The 26,553-nt window shown below is 36.6% G+C and carries 19 protein-coding genes; 18 read left to right on the top strand and 1 reads right to left on the bottom strand.

All coding sequences use genetic code 11. From position 1 onward, the window contains the following. Window positions 1-1,145 precede the first annotated feature (1,145 nt). From IGI49_RS15060 to IGI49_RS15105, 10 genes are all read left to right on the top strand, one after another. On the top strand, window positions 1,146-2,252 hold the full coding sequence (locus IGI49_RS15060) for a tyrosine-type recombinase/integrase (protein ID WP_347298791.1): 1,107 nt from the start codon (window positions 1,146-1,148) through the stop codon (window positions 2,250-2,252). A gap of 560 nt (window positions 2,253-2,812) precedes the next feature. Continuing rightward, complete coding sequence (locus IGI49_RS15065; RefSeq protein ID WP_347298792.1) at window positions 2,813-3,562, top strand: winged helix-turn-helix domain-containing protein; 750 nt, start codon at window positions 2,813-2,815, stop codon at window positions 3,560-3,562. 221 nt (window positions 3,563-3,783) lie between these two features. Then, window positions 3,784-5,577 (top strand): SpaH/EbpB family LPXTG-anchored major pilin, encoded by a 1,794-nt coding sequence (locus tag IGI49_RS15070; RefSeq protein WP_429962355.1) that lies wholly within the window; start codon window positions 3,784-3,786, stop codon window positions 5,575-5,577. A 492-nt stretch (window positions 5,578-6,069) separates the two neighbouring features. Further along, window positions 6,070-10,776 (top strand): SpaA isopeptide-forming pilin-related protein, encoded by a 4,707-nt coding sequence (locus IGI49_RS15075; protein ID WP_429962356.1) that lies wholly within the window; start codon window positions 6,070-6,072, stop codon window positions 10,774-10,776. A gap of 1 nt (window position 10,777) precedes the next feature. Then, window positions 10,778-11,443 carry a pilin N-terminal domain-containing protein gene (locus IGI49_RS15080; protein ID WP_429962357.1) on the top strand — a complete coding sequence of 222 codons (666 nt, stop codon included), beginning with the start codon at window positions 10,778-10,780 and terminating at the stop codon, window positions 11,441-11,443. A gap of 107 nt (window positions 11,444-11,550) precedes the next feature. Beyond that, complete coding sequence (locus tag IGI49_RS15085; RefSeq protein ID WP_429964927.1) at window positions 11,551-13,263, top strand: class C sortase; 1,713 nt, start codon at window positions 11,551-11,553, stop codon at window positions 13,261-13,263. A gap of 9 nt (window positions 13,264-13,272) precedes the next feature. Continuing rightward, complete coding sequence (locus IGI49_RS15090) at window positions 13,273-15,435, top strand: glucosaminidase domain-containing protein (RefSeq protein ID WP_429962358.1); 2,163 nt, start codon at window positions 13,273-13,275, stop codon at window positions 15,433-15,435. After that, the gene (gene lepB / locus IGI49_RS15095) at window positions 15,432-15,968 is read left to right on the top strand and encodes a signal peptidase I (protein WP_207705350.1); all 537 of its coding nucleotides are present in this window, start codon (window positions 15,432-15,434) and stop codon (window positions 15,966-15,968) included. Before IGI49_RS15090 ends, lepB begins: the two co-directional genes overlap by 4 nt. Window positions 15,969-15,983: 15 nt before the next feature. Continuing rightward, window positions 15,984-16,742, top strand: coding sequence for a hypothetical protein (locus tag IGI49_RS15100; protein WP_207705349.1), 759 nt, complete (start codon window positions 15,984-15,986; stop codon window positions 16,740-16,742). A gap of 12 nt (window positions 16,743-16,754) precedes the next feature. Beyond that, window positions 16,755-17,990 carry a hypothetical protein gene (locus tag IGI49_RS15105; protein WP_429962359.1) on the top strand — a complete coding sequence of 412 codons (1,236 nt, stop codon included), beginning with the start codon at window positions 16,755-16,757 and terminating at the stop codon, window positions 17,988-17,990. Between the two features lie 298 nt (window positions 17,991-18,288). Here IGI49_RS15105 and IGI49_RS15110 read toward each other — a convergent pair whose 3' ends face one another. Beyond that, on the bottom strand, window positions 18,289-19,773 hold the full coding sequence (locus IGI49_RS15110) for a helix-turn-helix domain-containing protein (RefSeq protein WP_429962360.1): 1,485 nt from the start codon (window positions 19,771-19,773) through the stop codon (window positions 18,289-18,291). A gap of 1,110 nt (window positions 19,774-20,883) precedes the next feature. Between IGI49_RS15110 and IGI49_RS15115 the strand changes: the two genes are divergently transcribed. The 8 genes from IGI49_RS15115 (at window position 20,884) to IGI49_RS15150 (ending at window position 26,537) form a co-directional block, all read left to right on the top strand. Beyond that, window positions 20,884-21,666 (top strand): PhzF family phenazine biosynthesis protein, encoded by a 783-nt coding sequence (locus IGI49_RS15115; RefSeq protein ID WP_429962361.1) that lies wholly within the window; start codon window positions 20,884-20,886, stop codon window positions 21,664-21,666. A gap of 303 nt (window positions 21,667-21,969) precedes the next feature. Further along, window positions 21,970-22,200, top strand: a complete 231-nt coding sequence (locus tag IGI49_RS15120; protein WP_429962362.1) for a hypothetical protein — start codon at window positions 21,970-21,972, stop codon at window positions 22,198-22,200. A gap of 142 nt (window positions 22,201-22,342) precedes the next feature. Further along, entirely contained in the window at window positions 22,343-22,945 is a 603-nt protein-coding gene (locus IGI49_RS15125) for a hypothetical protein (protein WP_429962363.1), read from the top strand. A 128-nt stretch (window positions 22,946-23,073) separates the two neighbouring features. Further along, window positions 23,074-23,406 carry a MoaF-related domain-containing protein gene (locus IGI49_RS15130; RefSeq protein WP_429962364.1) on the top strand — a complete coding sequence of 111 codons (333 nt, stop codon included), beginning with the start codon at window positions 23,074-23,076 and terminating at the stop codon, window positions 23,404-23,406. A 493-nt stretch (window positions 23,407-23,899) separates the two neighbouring features. After that, complete coding sequence (gene spx, locus IGI49_RS15135) at window positions 23,900-24,325, top strand: transcriptional regulator Spx (protein WP_429962365.1); 426 nt, start codon at window positions 23,900-23,902, stop codon at window positions 24,323-24,325. 323 nt (window positions 24,326-24,648) lie between these two features. Continuing rightward, a complete protein-coding gene (locus IGI49_RS15140; RefSeq protein ID WP_429962366.1) occupies window positions 24,649-25,182 on the top strand; it encodes a helix-turn-helix domain-containing protein in 534 nt (177 codons plus the stop codon). A 239-nt stretch (window positions 25,183-25,421) separates the two neighbouring features. After that, window positions 25,422-25,580 (top strand): hypothetical protein, encoded by a 159-nt coding sequence (locus tag IGI49_RS15145; RefSeq protein ID WP_429962367.1) that lies wholly within the window; start codon window positions 25,422-25,424, stop codon window positions 25,578-25,580. A 45-nt stretch (window positions 25,581-25,625) separates the two neighbouring features. Then, the gene (locus IGI49_RS15150) at window positions 25,626-26,537 is read left to right on the top strand and encodes an EamA family transporter (RefSeq protein WP_429962368.1); all 912 of its coding nucleotides are present in this window, start codon (window positions 25,626-25,628) and stop codon (window positions 26,535-26,537) included. Window positions 26,538-26,553 lie beyond the last annotated feature (16 nt).

Below are 26,553 nucleotides of genomic sequence, written 5' to 3' on the forward strand. Positions count from 1 at the left end.
ACGTTAGCCCAATAGAAAGGATTGGTATCGGTACAGTCAACATTGAGTGCATTTAACGCATTATATTTAGCAGATCATAATGTAGGTTAGGATAATTGAAATAGTAAACGATAGATCCTGGTACTATTACTGCAATATAAATAGACATTTCACAAATGATCTTCGAATTTTCCAGTGGAAGAATATCTGAAATCCCAACGAAAGAACAGGTAGCTTATTCATTACCCTAACTTCTCTCTGTTGCTAATTTACACACGAAGTAAGGGATTACTCTGACACGCCTTTAGCTCTCAAATCATCAGTTGCCATCAAAAGAACTTGTGTCGTTACTCATTTTAAGTAGGAACGTGTGAATTAACCAATAAAATATTCCCGTCATGCGATATCCAAAATGCAGTTCTGTTGCAAAGTTAAAAATAAGTCGTACTTGGATATTCTTGACGATAGATTAGGCAGGGAATTCTACTAACATCTTTACTTCTGTACAGACTGAAAAGCCAAAAAGAGTTTCGTCTTTTTGGCTTTTTTGTATACTCCTTGAAAAGTTTCCAAGACCCTCAAACGTAGACAAAGCTGTTCGAATATCTTGGTAAAATTTACTCCGACGCTTAATTTCGTCCAAGTCTTGGACGAGTATTCAGCAGTCTGTCGTAGTATAGGAGACATTTTTTTATTTTTTAAAGTATTACTAATAGAGAGGGCTGTCTTGGCTACTAGAACGTATGGTTCTCTGAATTGTTTCTTCAGCCGTTTCAAGAATGTATGTGCAGCTTATGTATCAGTTTTTTTGTAGCCAACTAACTAAAATTAATCCGTTTGTGTCAATCACACAATATTAATAGTACTGTTTTCCTTTTAACCTAAATATGAGCTTGTTAAGAGTCTTTGTAACAGAACCTGTATTGTTTCTGCGAAAAACAAGAAAAAAATAAGAGAAACATGAAAAAAAGGATCAGAAAAGAAGTTTCTTTTCTAGTATATCCTGAGTATACAACAAGTCAAATAGAGATTCAACATGATAATCGCCTATTATAAATAAATAAAAATAAAATAGTAGGAGAAATTGACAAAGAAATGACGAAAAATTGTTTTTAATTCGTGGTCACAATTTCTCGTCAAACCTAAGAAAGGAGTTTGTTATTTTTATGGCACGAAGTGGAGAGAACATCTATTTCAGAAAAGATAATCGTTGGGAGGGACGATACCCTGTCGGAAGAAAAAAAAATGGGCGATTAAAATACCGGTCTATTTATGGGAAATCTTATATAGAAGTCAAATCAGCACTGCAGATTCTAAAAGATCAGTTACCGCCGATTCTAGATAAGAGATCGAAAAATGTAACCTTTCAACAATGGTCCACACAATTTCTGAAGATTCGTGATAAACAAATTAAAGAGTCTACACTAGCTAGTTATAGCTATAAAATTGATCATTATCTGCTTCCCCATTTTTCTTCCACTTTTCTTGAACACATTACCGCTAAAGAAATTCAAGAGAGTTTAGAACGCTGGAAGGACTACGGGTTGTCAACAAGCAGTATTAAAGTTGTCATGCGATTATTGAGCAGTATGCTAAATCAAGCATTTAAACAAGGATTAATCACTAAGAATCCTTGTTTGACTATTCAATTGCCAAAGGAAGGAAGGAACAAAGTAGGTGCCTTATCACAGAAGCAACAGGCTCTCCTAGAAAAAAATGTTGAGTTGGATTCAAATAACAACAGTAGAGCGGTTATTTTGGCATTGCACACAGGATTGAGAATTGGAGAGATTGCTGCTCTAAAATGGGCGGACATTGATTTTGAGGATTCTCTAATTCATGTGAAATCTACTTTTCAACGAATTATGGTGCCTAATACGAACCATACGAAGCTGCACTATGGGACCGTGAAAAGTATTGCTTCCCAACGGATTATTCCGTTATCCAATAAGGTTAAGAAATTGTTGCTGAGACTAAAAAAACAAACAACTAGTGACTATGTATTCTCAGTAAATAATAAGCCTTGTGAACCAAGAGTACTTACCTATCATTTTCAACGGATGAAAGAAAAGTCTAATCTGTTAGACATTCATTTTCATCAACTGAGACATACCTTTGCGACACGTTGCTTAGAAGCAAAAGCAGATATCGCTTCTTTAAGCTCCTTATTAGGTCATTCGTCTACACAAATGACTTTAGATATTTATGCAGATTCGATGTTGGAGCAACGTGTCTGGATTATCTCATCGATGGAAAACTTAATAAAAGCCTAGTGCATCGCTGAAGAGATTAAAAAAAAAAAAGTAAATATTTTTATGGGGTGGCTTTTTTTCTTTTTTTTAAAGAAAGCGCTATCTTTTCCAGCTGCTTAAAGAGACTTTTTTTGAGGACAAGGATAATAGATTAAGGGAGTAATAGGACTAATAGCTGTTATTTATTTATCTATTAAATCAAGAGCATTACCCGTCAGTATTTCTGGTCACAATGAAAAATGTTGATATGACAAGGATTTTGATCGGATTCTTGTTTTTCGCAGAAACAAGTAGAGGATGTCTCTGATAGATGTAATCGATTAGCTGCTTATCAAGCTTAATACTGCATCTTATCGAAATGCCTTTTTTAATAAACCGTTAGAAAAAAAGGTTGCGCCGCCTAAAAAAATTTTTTAGGGAAAGAGGCACCCTCCTAGATAGACACACCGTTAGTCAACAGAAAAAGAAAAACAAGATGACCATCGATATGGAGGTGAAAGGAAAAGTTCCAGAAAGTACACCTACAGTTTCATAACAGAATATTTCGATTCTTTATAAACAATTGAATCTTTTGAAGGAGGGTGATAGATATATATCAGATTTTAGTCTTAACTGAAAATATTCTGGCAACTAAGAGTTTACAGAACAAGTTGCAATCATTAAACAATGAAGTCTGGTGTTCCTCGCAATTATTAGGTCAGCTGCAAAGAGAAAATATAGTCAGTTTGATTTGCCAACAATTTCAGGTAGTCATATTTAGCAACACAATTGGTGATAAGCAAACGCAACTATTACTAGAGATCTTCTCCGATCATTCGCTCGTTTTATTACGAGAAACAGACACTAAATTGGAAGAAGAAGAAAAGCTTTACTGGCTAGAACAAGGAATACATGACTGGATAGACCCTGAAGCATTAGCTTCGGAAATTCGAGAAAAAATGTTTCGAGCATACACAAATATTGAAAATGAAGATAGCTTGAAGAGTACGAAATTCTTTTCTTTTGAGTTTTTTGAGGATGAATTGGAAACCTACCACATCCGTTTGTCTAAGAAAGAAAAAGAAGTACTACATACATTAGTTCAAGCGAAAGGGAATATTGTCAGTCGTCAAGAATTATGCGAACAACTTTGGACAGACGGAGAGACATTTTCAAATATGAGTCAACTTTCCTGTATTATCAAACGAATTAAACAAAAATTCAAGGCTAAAGGTATTGAAAACTTATTAATTTCTACTTGTTGGGGTAAAGGATACCAATTAGAAATGATTGGACGAGAGTTGAGGGGAAAGCAGCAAGCTTTAGGAAATAACACAGCCTTCATGCATTGAAGGTTTGTGAGATTGTTGGCTGAAGTTCATGTTTAAAAAGTGTTGCCATTTCCAAAGAGGCATTCTTATGGATAAACGGGTTATACCAGACATTACAAAGAATTAGCTGCTGGTCCAAAAGTTATTTAAAGGTTTTTATAAAATCGGTATTTATAAACAACGTACATCAAGAAATAACAGTAGGTTGTATTATCAATATAAAAAACAAAAGGGGTATGAAGATGAATAGAAAGATTCGTTTCACAAAAAAATTAGTAGTGACAACAGCTGCACTGGTGATGTTAGGTGGTGGATTACCTATAGGATTGGGTGCAAGTGCTTATGCAGAACAAACCATTAGTAGTAATGCCAGTTCAGATACGACAACAGATCGGACAGTTACCGTTTGGAAGTATGAAATCAAAAGTACTTCTGAATTAGGTGGGCGAGGAGATGGAGAAACCTTAGATCCTAGTTCAGCGCCTGATTTGGCTGGAAAGAAAGTCATGAAGGATGTCAACTTTGAATTGATTCGTGTGATACCTAAAGATGGCGTGTCATTAACAGATCCGTTAAAACAAAAAGAGGGAACCGATTATACAGTTGATTCAAGTTTCACGAAAATGACAGGTAAGACAGGTGCCGATGGTAGTTTAACTTTTAATGTAAGCAAAGACTTAACTAATAAAAAAGAGGCAGATGGCATTTATCTGGTACGAGAAGTGAAAGATTCTAGCGGTAAATATAGTTACACAGATACAGAAGGCAAAACTGGTGAAGTAGCGAAACCGATGGATCCATTTTTCGTGTGGTTACCACAAACAAAACGAGATGATACAAGCAAACTTATCTACGACGTGAATGTCTATCCAAAAAATATTGTGACAGACGCTGAATTAGATAAGACCATTGAAGAAGGGCAAGGGTACTCGATTAAAGCTGGAAATAACTTCCAATGGGAAGCAACGACTAAGCTTCCAGACGGTTTATATTTTAAAGCAGATAAAGAAATGATTATTACGGATGTGTATGATCCAACTTCAGGAACGACTGCAGATAAACCAGTAGCTGCAGGAGATGAAGTATATGCCAACTATGTTACTGTAACCGATGATTTAAACACTGCCTTATTACTAGATGATATCGAAGTACAGTCTTCTACCGATGGTTCTTCATGGACCACGTTAACAAATGATAAACAGTATACAGTCACTCTGAATGGTACAAAAGTGGTAGCTGGAAATCCTGTGACCAACACAACGGCAGGAGACGCTAAAAAGGTAGTTGTAGATTTAACACAAGCAGGAATGAAAGAATTAACTGAGAAGAAAATGCCTTATTTACGAGTAGTGTATAAGACCCACGTAAATAAAGACTTTAACGGAACAATTTCAAATAAATACAATTTGAATTATTTAATACCTGGACAAAAACCAGTGGAAAAAGAAAGTAATGAACCAGAATCTTATAATGGTGGATTCAAGATTAATAAAACAGCAGAATCGAAAGATACAAAATTAGAAGGCGCTGAATTTTATATTGCAGATAGTGAAGCGAATGCGAATGCGAAGAAGTATTTAGCTTCCGATGGTAAATCTTACACATTAAAAGATGATGGATCTTCAGATCCTGTTTTGCCTAGTGGTGTTACTTATCTTACTTCAACTTCTAATGCCAGTGGTGTAGCACAATTTGACGGATTAGCTCTTAATTGGTTTACAGATTCCAATGGCGACGGCAAACAAGATCCGAGTATCACTAGTGAAGCCACTTGGACAAAAGACAAAATTCAAAAAGATTACTGGATCGTGGAAACAAAAGCACCATCTGGATATGAATTATTGAAAAAACCAGTACAAGTCACAGTTAAATTAGATACAGATACGAATCTTGTCGTAGATGTAGAAAATAAAAAGAAAAGTGATTTACCATTTACTGGGGGTGCGGGAATGACTTTACTAATTGTGATCGCCCTGGGAGCAATTACAATAGGTACTGCAGCAGTAGTGATTGAGAAAAAACGCCGCGCTGCATAATTGAAAAACTGAAAGGAAAAGTAAAAAGAATATTTTTCTTATTCCTAAATCATACCTTTTAGGGATAGTGAGTAAGTATATTCACTATCCCTAAAAGTTTGTGTCACTAAAACTATGAAAGATACTATACAAAGTTAAACAGTACTATAAACAGCTCAATCAACTATATTATCCTTCTTAAACAAATAGTTCGTGAGTAATATTTTCGCCAGCAAGTAACAAAAAAAATTGTATTGATTCAGTCACGATATCTATTAAGTTAGTCAACAAACGATCGTAAATAATTAATGAAAATATTCGTCTTTTCATTTTGGATCATCTAACACTAGAGAACCAATGAATGACGAGGCGTCATTATAAAAAAAGGTATGTAATTAGTGGTTTATTTATTGAAATCTCTCAAGCCTCTATAGAAAGAATGGTTGTCATAGTGGTTAAGGAAATAATGTTACCTAAAGTTTCTCTTTAGGAAGGAAGAAAGGTAGGAAAATGATGCGGAAGAAATTAAATCTTAAAAGAGTAGGAGTAATTGTCTTCCCCCTCCTGTTGATTATAGGGATACTGGTAGTAATGATTCCTCGAGGGGACCGACTAAAAGCCTCTAATGAAAATCCTTTTGTATCCATTACTACAGGAGAAGAAGCTGCTCCTGCGACAGGGTTTGAAACACAAGAAGAGTCAGCAGAGTTGACTTTAAAATCTACTACAACAACAGTAGTAAAGATTCCAATGAATAGTCAATTTGAAGTCCTTCCTATTGGTGAGTCAGGAAACGAGGTTTCTCTTCCTGAAATGAGTCAAGAGGAGTTTACACAAAAAGAGACTCTTAAAAGTTGGCAGTCTCAATTAACTGAAGCAAGCGCTGAAGTAACCGAAGAGACAGAACAAACAGAGGAAACAACGACTTCTTCTGAAATCCCTAAAGTGGAATTGGTCCCTTATTTACAAGTAGACATTGGGAATGGCAACAAAGATCTTTATCTAAAATTAGAGGCCAATCAAGGACAAAAGATTCGAGTGACAAAACATACTGAGGAAGGAATAGAACTATTTGTTCAGGAAGCCTTTGCGCCTGAGAATCAACAAACCTTAATGAAGTTTGTTAAAAATGAACCAATAGATACTAATCCTGTAGTCCCTGAAGCAACTCCTGAAAATCCTTCAGAAGAAACAGAGGGAGAAAACCAAGAAGCTGTTATTCCTGAAGAAACAGAAGGAACTGCCCTACCTGAGGAAGAAACGGATGAAGGGATATCTAGCGACTCATTATTGGAATCACGGGCAGTTAGTAAAGACGCTCCTTTTAAAGTGACTGTAGATGTAGGAAAAGAAACAGGTGTTGCCCCCTTTGATACAAAAAGTGGGGATGGATATGACAGTGGGAAAGACAATGATTTGGTTCGTACCTTCGATGCAGTCCAATATACGATTAATTATGGTATTCCAGTTAGTTCAGATTATGAATCGTTAGAGGTTCGTTTAGATACGGTCTTACCGAATGCATGGAGAAAAGATTCCTCTGGTAAGTTAAGGCAAACAGCAGAAATTACCAATGGGACCGTCACAACAGAAGCAAATGGTTCAAAAACTTCTAAGTATGGTGTGACGACAACTTTAGCAGGGACCGGACAGGGATGGTTCACGGTAAATATCGACACCTATGGAGGCGTTAATGGAGACTTGCTTCAACCAAAGTTTGCTTTAACGATTATTAGTGCAAAGAAAACGGATGGGACAACGGTAGCTGTTAACCAAGTAGTAGATAGTAGTGTGATTCCAGAGATGGCTACAGGGGCTGAGGCTGAGATTACTGCGAAGCCTTATGTGGATGTCAAATTAGTATGGAACAGTTCTAAAAAAACTAGTTTTGAACAGGCAACAAATGGCAATAAAGATAAACCTAACACAATGATTAGTACTGTGGCTGCTTATGCACAACTAAAACCTTTGGAAGGAAGAACGGGAACGGCCAAAGATAGTATCAAAGGAAGCACTTATCCAGTGGGTGGGATAGAATATTCTGTTGATCAAAAGATGGTATACCGAGCAGGAGCAACTAGTAAAAATTTAACTATTGGAACAGACACAGATCCTATGGAAGTGATCATGTATGATGGTTTACCTTCAACTTCAGCAAATAATCCTAAATATACTTCTGAATATAGTGCTTACGCCTCTATTTATAAACCAATTTCTCGTCAAGGCTTACTAGCACCTGTAGGTTATACTCGGAAAACGTATCCGCCCACTCAAAAACCGGAAGCCAATATGGGTATTTATGATACTGGGAATCCAAAAGCAGAAAATATTGCTTCAAATAATACTATAAAAATTACAAATACAGATTACACACCAGCTAGTATAGGAAAAAATAAAATGTTTTTGGGTGGTAAACAAATGGATTCCAAAGATGAACCATTCTCTGTTGTAGCCATGCAAGTACTTTTTCCTTATGAATATTTAGAAAAACAAACGGGGACAGGCGCAACTTCAGTTAGTATGGACTATACCTTAAGCGTATCAAAAGTAAAATACGAAGGTATCGAACAAGATGTAGAATCTAGTTTATTAATGTCTTGGAATAAACAATGGCCAGGAAGTTTTATCACTTATAGTGCTTTTCTTAATACTGCAGCAGTAGGTCTAAGCACTAATACGACTAGCAGTGGGCAATATGCATCATATGGAGATGGTTCAGTGACTCAAGGGAGTAAGTTGCTTGGTAGTGTGTATACTAGTTTAATTGATTATCGTGCCAAAAAAGTTGTTCAGTATGGTAGATGGAATAGCAATAGTCTTAAATACGACTCCAGCAGGTATTATATGCCCAATGATTGGACCGGTGGTTCGCAGTTAACAAAACTATACTATGGAGTGGGAGGGGTTCCTGATGTAACTTACCGTAATCAGAACCAGATCGACAACGAATATACATGGTATCCAGATGTAGCTACTGCACAGGCTAATGGGGAAATTTCTGCTGTAAAAATGGTTTGGGAGGTTGTAGATCCTAGTGGAACTACAATGCCAAGATTATATGTTCCGTTAATTGCTAGTGGAAAAGTAGGCATTCAAGATGCTTCTGGTAATCCAAATGGGTTATTTACGAATGCATTTGTCTATGATTCAGAAGACAAACAAATTAGGTATGCCCCAGGGACCTCCAGTGATTTAAACTATCAAGCGCCTACGTATACAGACCAAGGGGGGATAAAAACAGGGATGTCACCAAAAGAAAATTGGACAGATTCCTTATACATTCGATCAATGACTATTCGTCCCACTATTAGTGCCAATAAAACCGCTTATATCCCATCAGAGCCGATTCGATGGACGGTTGACGGGAATGTAAATAGTGGTGCAGATTCAAATCATAAGGTTCAGTTTAAAGTGACGATTCCCAAAGAAGTTCAATATACCAATGGTACAGCGGTAGACTATCAAGGAAATCCCTTACCAGACCCCAGTGGCATGGAAAAAAATTCCGACGGTAGTTGGACGCTGAATTGGGTATTAGATTATGCAGCAGGGAGTACCTATAATCCTAAGATAACCTTTGACACATCGATTGTGCCTTCTCAGTTGAATTTTGTATTAAATTCTGCCACGTTAAAAGCTTCTGTGGTCAGTGATATTTGGCTAGAAAAGGATGATACCATTCGAGATTCTTCTGCAGAAAGTCAACGAACGGCTGGGACGAGTGTGATTGTCACCAACTCAGGGACGATAACCGTCGATAAAGTAGTGGATAAACCGTATATCGAATCAGGAAATCAAGTGGATCCTGCCAATAGTAGTGATACCCACCCAACAGACTTTACGTATACGGTCTCCTTTAAAAATCATTCAACCGTGGCCATGAGTGATATACGGGTATTGGATGTTTTACCTTTTATAGGGGACGACCGTGGGACGAATTATAATGGTACTTATTCTGTAGTGAATGTCGATCAAGTGTCCGGCAGTACGACAGGGACAAAACGATATACCAATAACGCCGTAGCTGTAGATAGAGATCCTAATAGCCTTGCCTTGAATTCCGGTTGGTATACCATTGGCAGTGATTTATCTGTCGTAAAAAATGCGAAAGCCATCATGTTTACCTATGATAAATTGGACCCTGGAGAGACACTCTCTTTCAAAATCACTTTACGACCAGATAAACAACAGGCGGGAGATATTTACGTGAACTCTCCATCATTAAACTCTAGTTTGAATCAATTTGTTCAAGGGGTGAACCGAGGAGTTCGCGTGGTAGGTCGAGATATCTCTGGCGTCGCTTGGTATGACGATAGTTTAGATGGATTAATTGGGAATAAAACTTCTAGTACCGCACCAGAAGATTATGCCAAAGATATTCCAGTCAAGCTTTATCGTACTAGTAAAGACAATACTAGTTACAAAGATGAGCTAGTGAAGGAAAGTCTTACAGGTGAGAAGTTTGTGGATGCTTCTGGCGATTCCTTAATTAAAACAGATGCCAACGGGAAATATACCTTTAAAAATTTACCAGAAGGAGACTATGTCGCAGAATTTATAGTAGACGGCATGGTTACTAAAAAAGAAGTAAAAGTCACCAAACAATTAGTAGGAAATGATCCAAAGTTAAATTCAAAAGCCAGTCCAACAGATTATAAGACACCCGAATATCTGTTACCTACGGTCAATGATTTAGCGTCAATCTATGGGACAGATGATTCCATTTATCATGTAAAAGATATAAATATTGGTTTGATTCGTCCAGGAAATGTTCGTTTATTCAAATATATTGAAGGAACCGCAATAGATGCCAATAAAGATGGCAAGTTGAGTGATACGGAAAAGGCTAGTGGCACACCACTATCAGGTGCTGTGTTTGATATTTACACAGGAAATCAAGAAGAAAAAATTGATACGGCTACGACGAATGCTGACGGATTGATTGCCTTCGATAAACTTTTTCCTGGAGACTATACGTTGGTAGAAACAAAAGCGCCTAGTGGGTACGAAAAATTAAAAGACCCAATTAAGATAACCGTAAACCAAGGAAACCAAACGATTCCCTTATATGTTTCTAATAATGAAAAAACTACCTTACCATTTACCGGGGGAAATAGTGTATTCATGCTTCTTCTCATTGTCGCCACAAGTATCACCTTGCTAGGTTTTCTAGTGGTGATGTTGTATTACCGTCCCAGAAAAGTGAAAGGAAGAAAATAAGATGATAAAAAAAATACTGTTCGGGTTACTGATGATCTTGCTTCTTCCAATCAGTTTTCTGACCTTTTCTTCGGACAAGGTACAGGCTGAGGAGACTGACTTGTCTATTACCATTGTCAAATATAAAATTACGGACAGTAAACAGACAGAGACCTTTCCTGTAGATGGGACGAAAGCAGAGGTCGGATCAGACGGCCTCACCCCTTTAGCAGGAATCAGTTATGTCATTACTCGGGTTTCCCCAGTACAGGAAACGACAGATTTCCAACCAGTAGAAGGAGCAGATGCATTTTCAACAACCATTACGACAGATGGGAATGGACTCGCTAAGGTGAGCCATTTGGCGCAAGGAACTTACAGGGTTGAAGAACAAAGCAACAGTCTCTTATCTAAAGTGATGGAGCCAGTTATTTTAGAACTTCCTTTGCCGCAACGGTCAGGACCGGCATTAAATGAAGTATATCTCTATCCAAAATCCAGTGTCATTGATACAAAGGTTCCTTCTACAGGAACAAAAACTGGAGGAGGAAATACTGCTTCTGGTCGACTGCCTCAAACAAGTGGCAATATAGGTACTTACTTATCATTAATAATGATCTTAGGATTTCTTATGATTATGGGAATGTTAGGATTGTGGACCCTCAGAAAAAAAAATCATTACAAATAGTAACAATAGGAGTAACCGAACGGTTACTCCTGATTTTCTAAAAAGTGAGGAGACCGTCTGTGGCTAAGCAAGAAAAAACGAAACCTAAAAAGAAAATTTCTGGATTAATGGTGTTTGCCATTATTATGATTGTTTCTGGTGTACTGGTCTTATTGTATCCAATTGTTGGAAATATATTGGCTAATCGAGAACGCAGTTCTGCCTCAAGTTCATATAATGAAGAGTTGAAACATCTAACCGTGGAAGAAAGAGAACAACAATATCAATTGGCACAACAATATAACCAATACATATTTCAAAAGCAACAAGGAAATGAAGTGCCGAAAATTGATTACCAGCAAGTCATTAAACAATCTTCTAAAGTGATGGGAACTATCGATATTCCAGCAATATCTATCAAACAAATGCCTTTTTATCATGGCACTTCTTATAAGACCTTAGATAAAGGCTTGGGTCACTATGAAGAGAGTTCCATTCCCATCGGTGGAGAAAATACGCGATCGGTGATTACTGGTCACAGTGGCGTGAAAAACCAAGTGCTTTTTAGTGATATTAAAAGCTTAGAAAAAGGGGATATCTTCTACATTAATATTTTAGGAAAAAAGCTAGCTTATAAAATTGACTCATTTGAGGAGATTTTGCCAAATGAAGTTGAGAAGGTGCATATTAATCCGGGAAAGGATCAAGTTACTTTATTAACGTGCACGCCGCCAGGGATAAACACCTATCGCTTATTGGTAACCGGTCATCGTATTCCTTATCAAAAAGCGTTAAAACAGCAGGTTAAAAAGAGAAATTTGTGGAGTTACCAAAATATTGTCTTATTCGCTCTTCTATTTAATTTCTTACTATTTTTACTTTTATTGCTTCTCTATCGTCATTACTTAAAACAATTCCGCTCAATAGATCCAGAGAAGATGGATAAAGGTCGAAAACGGTTGAAACGTTTATTTTTGATAACAAAGTCATACTTTATTATTATCTTTCTATTTATGTTAACGATCTTAGGAATTGCGACGTATGGGTATCTTACAATGCAAGAAGACACGGCAGTTGCGCCTATAGAGATTGGTGAAACTGAGAGTTTGAGTAATTATAATTTGGACAAAATTCAACGGGCAAACTATGAAGAGCGACAAATTGCCAGTGTCAATGTATCAGATTACGCAAAAGCCAAAAGTATGTTAATGGAATCGACAAATAATTGGGGAGTAGGTAAGTTAGCGATCCCTCAGGTATCCATTGATTTACCTATTCTGGCGGGGTTGACTAATGAAAATCTTTTGACAGGTGCAGCTACCTATCGTTCGGACCAACAGTTAGGGAAGGATAATTATGTTTTACTTGCCCATAATATTTATGATCAGGATGTTTTACTTCATCGTATTAAGCAGTTAAATGACGGAGATTTGATTTATGCCACTGATTTTCAAGATGTCTATACGTATAAAGTAGTTCGTAATGAAGTAATCGAGGATACAGAAGTAGGTGTAGTGGAAAAGCAGGTCAATGGCAGACCATTGATTACATTACTTCGCTGCGAAGGAAACATAGGGACACCCTACCGTGAGGTCGTCCAAGGGGAATTAGTTACCCAAGAATCTGTGAACGAGGCGCCTAAAGAAAGATTGAAGGAATTAGGTCTTCAGAAAAAAAAGGGAGCAAGCCCTCAAAAGTTAGTAAAGAAACAACCGATTCCTCCTTTTCAGCAATTTGCCATGATGATTGCTGGAAAATTTGTGTCAGAGCCCCTTCAAACAATGGTACCAATGTTTATTTTCTTAGTTTTACCCATACTATTTTTTGCACTAATAAGATAGGAGAAAGAAATGAAAAAACTAATTTTAGGAAGTAGTTTAGTGGTACTCGCTTTAGGAGGGGTTATTTACATGGCCCAGGGAGAGAGTCTTAAGGCAAGTGATGAGATAACTATGAGTGAAAGCAGCCAAACAAGTGTAGAGACGACGCAGGCTTCTATTGTGGAGGATACTGTTGAACCAACGACACCTGCAGACAATAGTCAGCTGCAGGATAGTCCTGACTTCCCTTCTGAAGTAGTGGAAGCCCCTGCAGAACCGGAACAATTAGTGTCACAATCCAGTGACGAGAGTACGACAAAGCCAAGCAGCAGTTCTAGTGCTGCGGAGAATACAACGGAGCCAAGTAGTAGCTTCAGCTCCACAGAGAGTACAACCGAACCAAGTAGTAGCAGCTCTAGTGTTACAGAAAGTACAACAAGGCCAAGCAGCAGCTCAAGCTCCACAGAGAGTACAACCAAACCCAGCAGTAGTAGCTCTAGTGCTACAGAGAGTACGACAAAGCCAAGCAACAGTTCAAACTCCACAGAGAGTACAACCAAACCTGGCAGTGGTAGCTTTAGTACTACAGAGAGTACGACAAAACCTAATCAAGAAAGTGGGAAAAATGAACCAGCGACTGTCCCGAGCGTGCGACAACCGAATATCGTTCCTTATCCGTCTCAACGATCAGTATCAACAAATTATTCACCCTTACCTACTATTGGAAATACAAATCCCTTAGGAGAACATGAGGTGACATTAGATGAAGATTTAAAAGTGAGTCAAGTGGCAGAATCTGATTTAAACGGTTATGAACTACCCTTACTTTCTTCTTTTGGCAACGAGAATCAAGGGCTTCTTGTGTATGAAGGATTGAGAAAATTGGGAGAAAAAGAAGAAACCTATACAAATGAACAGTTATTGTCAGAAATGTATCTTCAATTATTTGATCAAGAGTTTACGGCTATGGAGAGCCAATCGATCGATCATTTAGAAGGATTACAACCTGGAGACACTTTACTAGTAAAAAATAAACCTATAGGGATGTATTTAGGAGAAGATCACTATTTAACTGTTAAAAAAGAAAAGTCCAAAGAGAACGATGAAACAGAAAACAGTGTGAAGGTCGCCTTACTATCTGAAAGAAAATCTGGGGAAACGATTATCGGGAAACGGACAGACAATTTCACTAAAACAACGTATGGGAAAGAGATATTATCAACGTACCCCTCAAATATAAAAATAGATATTTCAGAAAACACGCAGCAATTTATTGACCAAATAGGGAAAGATGCGCAAAAATTGGGATTAAAATATGATGTTTTTGCCTCCGTTATGATCGCACAAGCAATTCTAGAAAGTGGGTCTGGATCAAGTGGTTTATCCTCCGCACCTAATTACAATCTATTTGGTGTAAAAGGAAGCTACGAAGGGCAGAGCGTTAACTTGGCGACACAAGAAGATAATGGATCGGGCGAACTTTACACAATCTCTGCAGCATTTCGAAAATATCCTAGTTATGCAGAGTCTCTTGGGGACTACGTAACGCTTATTAGAGAAGGGATTTCTGGAAATTCGGAGTACTATCAAGAAGCTTGGCGGTCAGAAGCCAAAAATTATTTAAGAGCTGCCCAATCGCTCACTGGAAAGTATGCGACAGATACCTTATATCATCACAAGATTAGCTCTATTATTTCAGCGTATCATTTAACAAAGTATGATGAAAAGCTACCAGCAGAAGGAGCAGCCACGAGCGTTGTCTTGCAGAGTAAAGACAGCATTCCTGAAGCCTATCGGAAGAAAATGACATTTCCAGACTACGATGGAAAGAACTATAATCTTTCAGGATCATACCCTGTGGGGCAATGTACCTGGTACGCTTATAATCGTGTCGCTCAGTTAGGCGGTCATGTAGATGATTACATGGGAAATGGGGGAGAATGGGTAATGAAAGGTCGTTCGTTAGGCTATGAAGTCACTCAGACACCTAAAGCAGGTTATCTAATATCCTTTAGTCCTGGTACAGCGGGTTCAGATGCTCGCTATGGACATGTTGCTTTTGTGGAGGCCGTAACAGACCAAGGTATTTTAATTTCTGAAGGGAATGTTGTAGGGGGGACAGTTATCTCCTATCGAGTGATTCCAAATGATTTAGCAAAATCTCAGCTAGTTTCCTATATAAGACCGCAATGAAACGAACAAGAAAGAAAAAGACTAACCCTTTAAAAGAAATACTTTTAGCCATTTTTAGTTGTTGTATGGTTGCTTTTGTTTTGTTATGGGTGCATACAAATTATTTAATTCATCCTGTGGCAGGAACTTCTATGGAAGGCTCTCTGCAGGATGGAGATTATGTATTAGTGAATAAGAAATCACCAATTAGTCGGTATTCAATTATTGGTTTTTCTATGCCAAAGGAATCCGGAATGTTTGTCAAACGGATTATAGGGTTACCTGGAGATGCTATGCTCATCCAAGGGAATCGTTTAATTTTAAGTATAGGAGATAAGGAGTTTTCAACAACGTATATCTTTGAGATAGATCCTAGAGTGGCGCATCAACTTTCAGGAAAAACAACAATTCCTAAGGATTATTATTTTGTTTTAGGAGATCATACAGCGGTATCAAAGGATAGCCGTTCTTTCGGACTCGTTCAATTATCAGATATAGAAGGAAAAGTCCAGTACAGTCTTTATCCATTTTATAAGTTACGACCGATTAACTAAGAAAGGAGGTTCCGCATGCTTCTATCGATTATTCTAAAAGTAGCTATAGTGTCTTTGATTTTGATTATATTAAGTTTGAATGGTTATCGATTTTATATTAATTTACGTATTCGAAAAGTGGAACAACAGGGAGTTGTCTCGCACCAAGCAAAGAGAAAACTGCGATATATTAAGGAAAAAGAGCAATCAAAACATATCCAAGTATTTTTAGTCAACGGATTTCTTATTGGATTAGTCATCTTATGTGTGTCTATGTACTCCTTTCAGACAGAGAAAAATGTAGAAGTATTACAAGCAGAAAGTAGACGTTTAAATGACGAAACTTATGCATTAAAAAAGGAACAAAAGCAGCTTATTACAAAAATCCCTGTGGAGACCTATCCCAAAAAAGGGCTTAATTTAGTAGATTACTCATGGGAGAAATTATTTCAGGAAGAAAAGAAAACTGATTTACAATCAAGTATTGAAAATGATTTAAGTGAACGATTAGTTCCGTATTTTGGTTACTCTACATGTATATTATCGATAGATATTCCCACTAAAACGCTTAGTTTATCCCTAGTTGGTGATTCAAATCAGTCATCCAGTAAAGAGATCATTGAGGAAAATATTAAAAAGTTTGTAGTAGAAGCAAAGGATGTTCCTAAATTAACACAGGTACATTTTCAGATTAATAATAGTTCCGAAAAAAATACGACAGTTTATAGCTGCACCTATGATCGTAAGGATGATAAACAATCGTTTAAATTAGTTGATGAAACATCAAATAAGTAAAGGAGTATTGATATGGATATGACAAGAAAACAGAAGAAACGAGAAAAAGATAGTTGGTTTTTTAGTAAGAGTCTATTGCAAGAGATAAATGAATTATCTGAGGAAGTGGATGACGAGCTAGAAAAGGTAAAAAATGGGCCTCAGAAAAGAATAGAAGAAGAGCCTACTTCTATCGCAGCTGTAAGCAATTCTAAAGAAGAAAAGAGTCGGCAAGGGAGCGTAGCGCCAAAAATATTACCTATGAAAATAAAAGAAGAAATAAGTGATAGTCAAAAACTAAAAGATGAGAATCAGCAATTACGAAAGCAATTAGAGTTGTTAGAAAAGATACAACAAGACATGTTGAATAACCAGTCTGAAGTCACAGCTATTACAAAGAAACTAACGGTACAAAATGAGCAGCTAGAAAGAGAGAACAAGAAACTATCGGACAAAATTTCAGAGGAAGAAAAAGATGAATTGATGAATCAAGAATTGATCTATGAAAGGCAGCAATTAAAAGATAAGGTTCTACTGTTATCAAGAAAAATAGAAGAGTTAAAACCAAAAATGCAGCAATTATTAAGTGAAAAAGAAGCGCTCATTTCACAAAATAATACCTTAACAAAAAAAATAGAAGGATTGATACCTTCTACAGAAAGTACGTCAAATGAAGCAGATGAAAAAGAATTCAGTCAATTAAAAGAAGCCTTATATGCCGCACATGGAAATATTATTCACTTACAGGAACAAGCCACAGAGGAACATCATAAGTTTGAAATCTTAGAGAAAGAGAATATGGAATTAACGAGTACTGTAGAATCTTTACACAAAAAAATTCTGGAAAAAAAAGATATAGAGCACGAGCAAAGTAAACGACTGGCAATTCAAAACAATCAGTTGATCGCTACTGCTGAACAAGTCAATGAATTAAATAAAAAAATAGCAGAACTACAAGGTACTTATGATGTGGAAAAACAAAAAACACAACGATTGGAAAAGAAAATAGAACAACAAGAAAAGGATAAATTATTCCACCAAGAAGAAGTCAGTAAAATTTTAATTTCTGCCAGAAAGCAAGGAGACGGTATCATTCAGGATGCACAAAAACAGGCAGAGAAAATCATGTTGGTTGCGGAAGAAAAAATACAAAAACAGAAGGACGAGTCAAAAGAATTATATCGAAGCCTGGTAGCCTCACAACAGGAGTATCAAATAATCTACGAAAAAATGGAAAAACAGTTGTTACACTTTGTTAAAGAAGATTAGAAAAAACAAGCGTATAGAATAAACTGTGTAAGCCACTCGACTTAGTTGAGCAACTTACACAGTTTGTTCTACCTATCGGTTAGAATCGAGAATATCAATGCGAAAGAGAAGTGAAGTTAGCTGAATTCGATCAGACCATTTATGACTGGGTAGGCTGCTGATAGATCCTTACTTGTAAAAAGACTATTAGTTAGATAATTTCCACAGTTTAGTTGACAAACCCACAGTTGTTTCACTGATTTCAATTAAAGTATTCATTACAATAAGGTAACTAGCAGCCAGAAGTTTGCCCTTAGCATTAATACAATTCGCGTAAAAGTTTATCCACTCTTTTTTCAATGATTAAAAAATCTTTTTGACGCAAAGGTGGGTCTACCACACAAATATTGCCAGTATTTGTATCGTTAATAGACGGCATATTAGTCACGACCAAACAGTTTCTTTTGAGAGAGGGGTTTGAAATGATCACCTCTAAATTGTATCTTCTGTCAAAATGATTTTGAATCATTTTCCTCATTCGTTCTCTTACTAGAAAAGAGAGATCTGCATCAATAGCAATTTCGACTTTTGGTTCAAAGCTTGACCAGTATTCAAAATATGAGAAAAGCAACAGATACCGTTTTAATAATAATTCTTCTTCGTCAAAAATCTCGAGCTGGGATAAGACCTTCATTTCTCGAATAAATTCTTTTAACTTCATCGTCAAATTTTTAGGAAAACCAGACTCGCCCAAGGAGGTAAAGTCATCCAAATCGAAGTAGATACCAGGAAAAATCCTACTTTGTAGATGAGTACAAAAGAAGAAGGTGTAAAAAATTTCCTGCATCCCATTAGGAATCTCAAAAAAGTCTTTCTGAAATTTTTTAAATGCGAGATTTGTTGCTACATACACATCTGTGTTTCTTGTTTGGTGATGCTCCAAGATAAGATCCTTTACTTTGCCAGGCCGGTACATCCAGTGGGTCATCTCCAGAATGACGAAAATATACATAAATTCATTTTCTTCAAACACTTGATGGTCTCGTTCGACTGTCTTAACTAGCTCTTTTCTTCGAAAGGCACTGAAATTAATATATTGATCCCAATTCTCTGTATCAACGATAAAGAACTTCTTTTTACTTCGCAGCAAACAGACAGCTATAAAATAGGCAATTTTTTTTCTATGAACAGCCGTAAAACAATATCCGAATCCGTCTTCTACATGATCAACCGTTCGGTGCAATCGATCTTCATCTATGTATTCAAAGGGCCAATTCCCATTTTTGAAAAGCGTCCATAAGAAAATGTAACAGAAGAAACGCACCGTTTTTTCCTCCCCTACAAATTCCAGTTTATTGGCATCAACGATCAGGTTAAATGAAGACAATAGTTGATTAATTTTTTTAACCGACTGTTTAATAGAGTAAATACTGATAAATTTTTTTTCGGAGTATTTCTTGATATAATCGGTTTTCAAAAGGCATAAATCAAGTAAGAGTTGCAAGTTTTCGTCATTGCATGCTAAATGAATTTTTAGTTGTTCAACTGAGGAATCCGAAAACTCTAGTTTTATTCCTTTGAATTTTTCGTAAAAGAATTTGACGTGCTTGTTGTTTGTTTGATTATACTCCTCTATGGTTTCATCGAGATAGTGAAAATAACGTTGGACGCTGCGTTCACTAATTTCTAAATTCGTACTTACCGTTTGGACTTCTACCCAATCCTGCTCAACTTGAAATAGTTCAATTATCTTGTAACAAAATTTGTTTCGATTTTCTAGTAATTTGAATAATTCTACTTGCAATAGAAGAAACCTCCCTTTTTTTATTAACCTCAGCCTTGACTCAAGAGCCTGGTTCGAAATCATGTGGGTCAGTCCCTGACAATTCATACTCTATTTCCCTTACAAATCTAAGCTTGTAATTATAGAAATAGCTTTTTTCCACTACTTTCTTATTAGCATCTTCTGAGGATTCTTTCTTTGGGTCTTCGTTTGGAATGGTAGTATAAGCAGCTTCAGTTTTATATATTTCTGAGTGGTATTCGTATCCAAAATAACTTACACCTATCATTGCTATAACTATCATTATTCCAATATTTTTTAGATATCTAATCTAGTGTGTAAGCATAGCAAAAGTATGTGCCTTTATCCATTTATTTATCTAACACTTTTGTTAGATTCTGGATTTTACATACCTGCACTCCGACGGTTACGAGCAGGATACTCTACCAACTGAGTAAGGGAATATTTAGCCATCACTTGCTTGTAGACAGAGGATTTTGTCGTAGTCTATAATAAACAAAAAAGAAACAGGAGTATCTCCGATATTCCAATAATTTTTTTGGGGAAACGTGGCTATTTATTGGTTTTTCTTCACTAATTTTATTTTTGTTAAGCCTTTTTACAAGTATCAACATTCCTCTTCGATGGTTTTTTATTTTGTATATGGTCTTTCTTTTATTAATGAGATTTTTGCTCGAAATTAATTGGCGTAAGATTGTAGCTATCTTTTTTATAGTTACACTGAATCTCCGTTGTTTGTACAATCGGTCTTTTGTGGAAAAAGTAACTTCAAGAGGTGATGTTCTGTTTTTTCTTCAAGAGAATGCGACATAATTAGATTGAAGCATCGCCCGATACTTAGGTCACCTTGGTAAGACTATTTAATTCGATGATCTTCTGCAAAACATTATATTTATACTGACTACTGACACTACAAAGATAAGTAAAAAAGGAGTGATTCGTACATGAAATTATTTACTGCAATGGGAGATTAACCTATATTTAATCAAAGTTACAAACATTTTTTTATGAACTAGCTAGAACCTGTGTAGCGTTAAAAAATGACCTTAACTATTCTTTGTGAAGTTGAGCTCATTGTCTGTACTTTCTCAGGAAAAGGAGTGTAAAAACATGAAACAATATATTGTCGATGCCTTCGCAGAAAAACTATTTGAAGGTAATCCTGCCGCAGTTTGTATCTTAGAAGAATGGTTATCCGAAGAGTTAATGTTAAAAATCACGCAAGAAAATAATCTTTCAGAGACTGCCTTTACTGTCAAAGAAGGCAATCACTACCATTTGCGGTGGTTTACACCCGGTGGTGAGATTGACTTATGTGGTCATGCGACTCTGGCTACTGCTTTTGTTCTGATGAATTATATTGATAAAAATTTAAAGACTGTCATTTTTGATACGCTAAGTGGGGAATTAATCGTAAGACGTGAGCAGCTACTCTATCAAATGCAGTTCCCAAGTTATGCTTTGACACCAGTAGAAATCACACAAGAAATGGCAGAAGTCATTGGTTTTAAACCACTAGAAGCCTACATGGGGCGTGATTTAGTCTGTGTCTTAACTGACGAAAAAACGGTAAGAATGGTTCAACCTGATTTAGAAAAAGCAAAAGAGCTCCCTGGACTTCTTTTACATGTGACTGCAGCTGGTCAAGAATTTGATTGTGTTAGCAGAAGCTTTGCACCAAAACTTGGCGTTTCTGAAGACCCTGTCTGTGGTTCTGGGCACTGTCATATTTCCCCACTTTGGGCACAAAAACTGAATAAAAAGACATTAGTCGCAAGGCAAGCCTCTGCTCGTGGAGGAACCCTCCAATGCACAGTAACAAAGGACAAGGTTGAGTTAGCTGGACAAGCAATTTTATATGCAATTAGTGAATTAACTATTGATCAAATTTAATTAGGAGGATCAATACAATGGATATAAATCTAAAATGAACAAACTGAAAAAAGTTCTGTAAAAAATAGAGACTAAAAACAGGATCTAATTAATAAACGAAACAGTAGCAACGATCAACTGCAATCAAATTTTAAGTGTACAGAAAATGACTCGTGTCGGCTCAGATAGTAGTATGATGTGCAGTCGAATTAACATAGTAAGGGCTATCCATTTAATAGATAAATCTGGTGAGGAGGAAAACACTAGAGAGATTTTTATAAATATATTGATTGAATCATTGTTGATGAAAGTGATCGATTGAAGTTGCAGCATTTAGAAAAGTTTCGTGCTATGTATGACGAAAATGAGTTATCTATGATTTTTGTAGGAATATCTAGTATAGAGAAACACTTTTCTCGTTATCCTCCACTTTATTTACGAATAGGGTTTGCATATGAATTTGATAATTTAAGCAAAGACGAGATGCATCCTATTATTGAATATGAATGGTCAGATCTGGGGCTTGATTCAAAACTGGAAGATTTTTCTGATTAAGAAGTAGTAACTAGCAGCATGAAGATCACTAAAGGAAACTTCTGGAGAACAATCACTAGAAGTTTTTGTAAAAACTAAAAATGTAGAAGTGGCAATCACGATTTTATAAAAGTGTCAAACTAAGGATGTTAGGAGAGCAAGAATGAAAAAATGGGTTATTTTGGTAGTGATGGCAGGTATTTTAGCAGGGTGTAGTTCTGGTGGAACAGAGGAAACTACTAAGTCAGAAAGTACTACAGAATCGACTGCTGTAACGGAAATTTCTTCTTCTACTTCCGACTCTGAGAAAAAGGTTGAGCTAAAGGATACGGAGTTTCAAATTGAAGGAACGACTTATACAATCAAAATCTTAGACAAGTGGGAAGTTCAACCAGAAGAGGAAAATATTCCGTTTAGTGCCAGAGAAGAATTAGGTGTGCAGGGAATAATGGTTTACGGGATGAAAAAGATCGATGTAGATGGGTTTGAGACCTTCAAAAATGGCATGAAGGATCAGATCGTTTCAACCGAGGACTTTCAAATCGAAGAGGGAAGTGCTGCGGAAGCAGATTATCAAACAGCGCATTATTCAGGAAGCGAATATAGTTTTACTGGTGTTACAGAAGGGATAAAGATTGAAATTCGTTACTATTTCTTAGAGACGGAGACAGACTATATTGTTGTTAATCTTATGGGAGTTCCGTCATTCTTTGAAAAGAATGCTGATCTTATTACTGAGATGCTGAATTCTTTTGTTACGGCATAAATAGATAAAAGATCAATTAGACAACATACAAACAAAACTTTCTCTTAAGAGATTGCTAAACTAATCCAAACTATATAAGCTTAAGATAAGTGAAAATATACACAATATTAAGTAAAGCAGGTGCAGTAATGAAGAGCAACCTATTTGAAGGCAAAGCGGCAGAAATAAAGTTTGACTCAGGATTACAATTTCGAATTGATTTTTTACCAGACAACAAATTACGCTGGACATCCATTCGAGAAGAAGATGCTGGAGCAACAGATGTGGAGACGATTCACTTTGAAGAGTATCCTGGCGGTATTTATTCCATTGACTGGGTAGAAGAATCTGGACTTTGTGTTTCTTACACAGTCGATGTACCCAACAATTTTGTCAAAAGCTTTATGACCTTTACCGATGAGAATTACCGTGGTGGACGAAGACCATTTACTCATGAGGGACCGTTCCACTTTATTTCTTAAAATAGTTAATTAATGACTCCAGTCAAAGCAGCAATAGCTACTAGCAAATTAGTAGGTATTGCTGCTTCTTTTTGTATTTCTCGAAATCTTGATACGGATATCCTATTAGGTATAAATAAAATTTTTATACCCTAAATAAACTGCCAGTATCACTAAACCAAACGATAATAAAAAAACTATTTTACGTTGTTCGCAACAAAGAATCAAAATTTTCTTCATTGGAGAAAATTTTGATTTATTGTTATGAACAAAAACAACGGTGTTATCAAAAGGGTAGGCAGTAACTATTATGCCGCATTTTTACTGCAAAAAGTAAGAGTTTATCTCTTTCTGGTTTCGAAACAACGTTATTTTAAATGTGGAACATGAATTGACAATAGAGTAAAATTGGAAAAATAAAAAACTAATTATTTAACAAAATAAAAGGGAAATGGTAAATTTATCTCATCAAAGAGTTATTCCTATTAAATAAAAAAGAAAGGTTGAAGTCAAAATGATTAAATTGTACGTTTCTCCAAGCTGCACTTCATGTAGAAAAGCTAAAGCATGGTTAACTGAAGCTGGATTAGATTTTATAGAACGTAATATTTTTTCTGAACCTCTCACTAAAAATGAAATTAAAGAGATACTTTCATTGACAGAAACGGGAACAGAAGAAATTATTTCCACTCGATCAAAGGTTTATGAAAAGCTGGCTATCGATTTCGATGACCTAAGCTTTAATGAACTTGTGGCACTCATTGAAAAAAATCCTGGCTTATTGAGACGGCCAATTATGACTGATGGCAAGCGACTACAAGTAGGATACAATGAGGAAGATATTCATCAGTTTGTCCCTCGAAAAGTTCGTCTTTACGATGCAAAGGACAAAGCAAGACAATTAATGTATTTAGAAATGAGACAGCAACAGCTCGTTTAAAAAATTCAGGTGAGTGAAGCCAATTCAATCCTTTCTAATAAAAAAGAGGCCAGTGAAATGATAACTATTCATTTCACTGGCCTTTTAAGCAAGTCTTGGGTGTGAAAGCTGAAGTTCATGTTACATGTGAACTTCAATGCTTTACGGAAATGGGAATAGGTAAAACATTTCAGATGTCTTTTCATCAAAGAATTTATCTAAGCATCAGTCAAACCGACTCTTTTTGCGAAATTTCGCATGTTAACCGGAAGAATTTCTTTTTTTACTGTATACTAAAATATAGTTTAGTAAAATACGTTTTAGTAGTGGAAGGAGATATTTTTGTGAAGAATGTGTTAGACATTTTTTTAAAACAGAATCAGATGACCAGGTATGATCTGTCTAAGAAGGTTGGTATTTCAGAGCAAACACTGTCGAAGGCTGCCAAACGTGATCCAAAAACCTATTCAGTAAAGACACTGGTTGCTATTGCCTCAGGAACCGGTTATTCTCCTGGTGAGGTGTTAGATAAATTATTGGCTATAAGAGATAGTGAGGCTGTCTATATTGCTTCAACTTTAAAAGAAATACGACAGAAAGTTAAAGAAAAAGAAGATGTCTTTATTATTCAAGGTGAATTCAGTTCCTTGGCGAAAGAGATAAAGCAGAGTTCATTGTCCGAATCGGCAGAACTAGGATTTCAGCTAGGCATGGGTGGGAGTGGTTCATATGTAGTTTGTGCAATCAACAGAGTGATTAATTCCTTTGGCGGCAAGAAAGAAGAAGAAAATTTAAAGGACGATATTATGACACTGTATACCATCAAGTTCCTGAATTCTTCTGAGGCCATGCTGCGGTTAAAGCAGCTTGACTACTAGCAGGGGCAAATGCGAGAAGAATTTTATTGCTTTTGCTGACTGTGATCTTGTCTTGCTTACAATAGTGGACGTTGAAAGATTTCAATTACATTTGGGCTTCATTCACACCTAATCTTCTATTCTCTCCTTAAAACGCACATGCTATAATTAAGTAAGGCCAGCCTCAACAAGTAGGCGGCCTTTTTTTGTTCTCGAGGTGAATAGAATAGCTAGTTGCACTATCCAGAAAAGAGGGATTAATGGTGAAAAAGCTGCGAACGAAGATCAGAGATTTTTTCTTGAAGGAAAAGAAGAAAGACTCAGTAGTAAAGACACCCACCAATCAACCTTTTGCAAACGCTGAAGTCACGAATAAATTGAAGAAATTGGATCGGGAGCAAAAAAAGAAAAAACGCTAACTATATGAAAATACAGTCAATAAAAATGAAAAAGGGGTTATCCACATGTGGTTTGTTCATGCCATGCTGACGGTGCTAGCGTGGGGGAGTGCAGATTTATTCTATAAAAAGGGCAATGATCCGAAAGATCGGTATAGTGCTGTGAAGACGACAATCATTGTTGGACTGGTTATGGGGATGCACGCAATTGTTTATTATGGGGTTATTGAAAGAATTTCTTATGATTGGATGAATTTGATCCGCTACCTGCCAGTTTCTTCAATGTACATTGGTTCGATGGCTGTGGGCTATTTTGGCTTACGGTATATTGAAGTATCTATTTCTTCACCGATCTCCAATTCTTCTGGAGCGGTCACTGCGATGCTGGGAGTTATCTTGTTAGGCAACCGGATCAATGGAGGCCAGCTGTTTGCAGTAGTGCTTATTTTGATTGGGATTTTGCTGCTGTCAGTTTTGGAAAAACAGGCGGAGGATGAAGAGCTGAAGCAAGCAGGTGTTCAGCCAGAAGAAAAGTATCGGTTTGGCGCGTTAGCAATCATCTTTCCCATTATTTATATGCTTATTGATGGCATGGGAACCTTTTTAGACAGCTATTATTTGGAGTATAAGCAGCTTATGTCAGAGGATCAGGCCAATATGAGTTATGAATTGACCTTCTTATTTGTGGCGATTTTTTTAATGGGGTATCTGTACTTCCGAAAAAATGAAAAGATTCATTTTTTTCAGGAGCAGAATCGTGGATTAGCTGCTCTCTTTGAAACAGTTGGGCAATTCTTTTATGTTGGAGCGATTGCTGGCAAGCAGGCCGTGATTGCGGCACCCTTGATTTCATCATATGCAATTATATCTGTGCTGCTGGGCCGGATTTTCTTAAAGGAAAAGCTGAATTGGAAGCAATATGTAGTGATTGCGATCGTTATGATAGGGATTATTATTTTGGGCTTTTACGATGGATAAAGAGCAGGTTTATCTG

It is taken from the genome of Enterococcus sp. AZ071 (assembly GCF_050499065.1).
Taxonomy (GTDB): domain Bacteria; phylum Bacillota; class Bacilli; order Lactobacillales; family Enterococcaceae; genus Enterococcus_A; species Enterococcus_A ferrettii.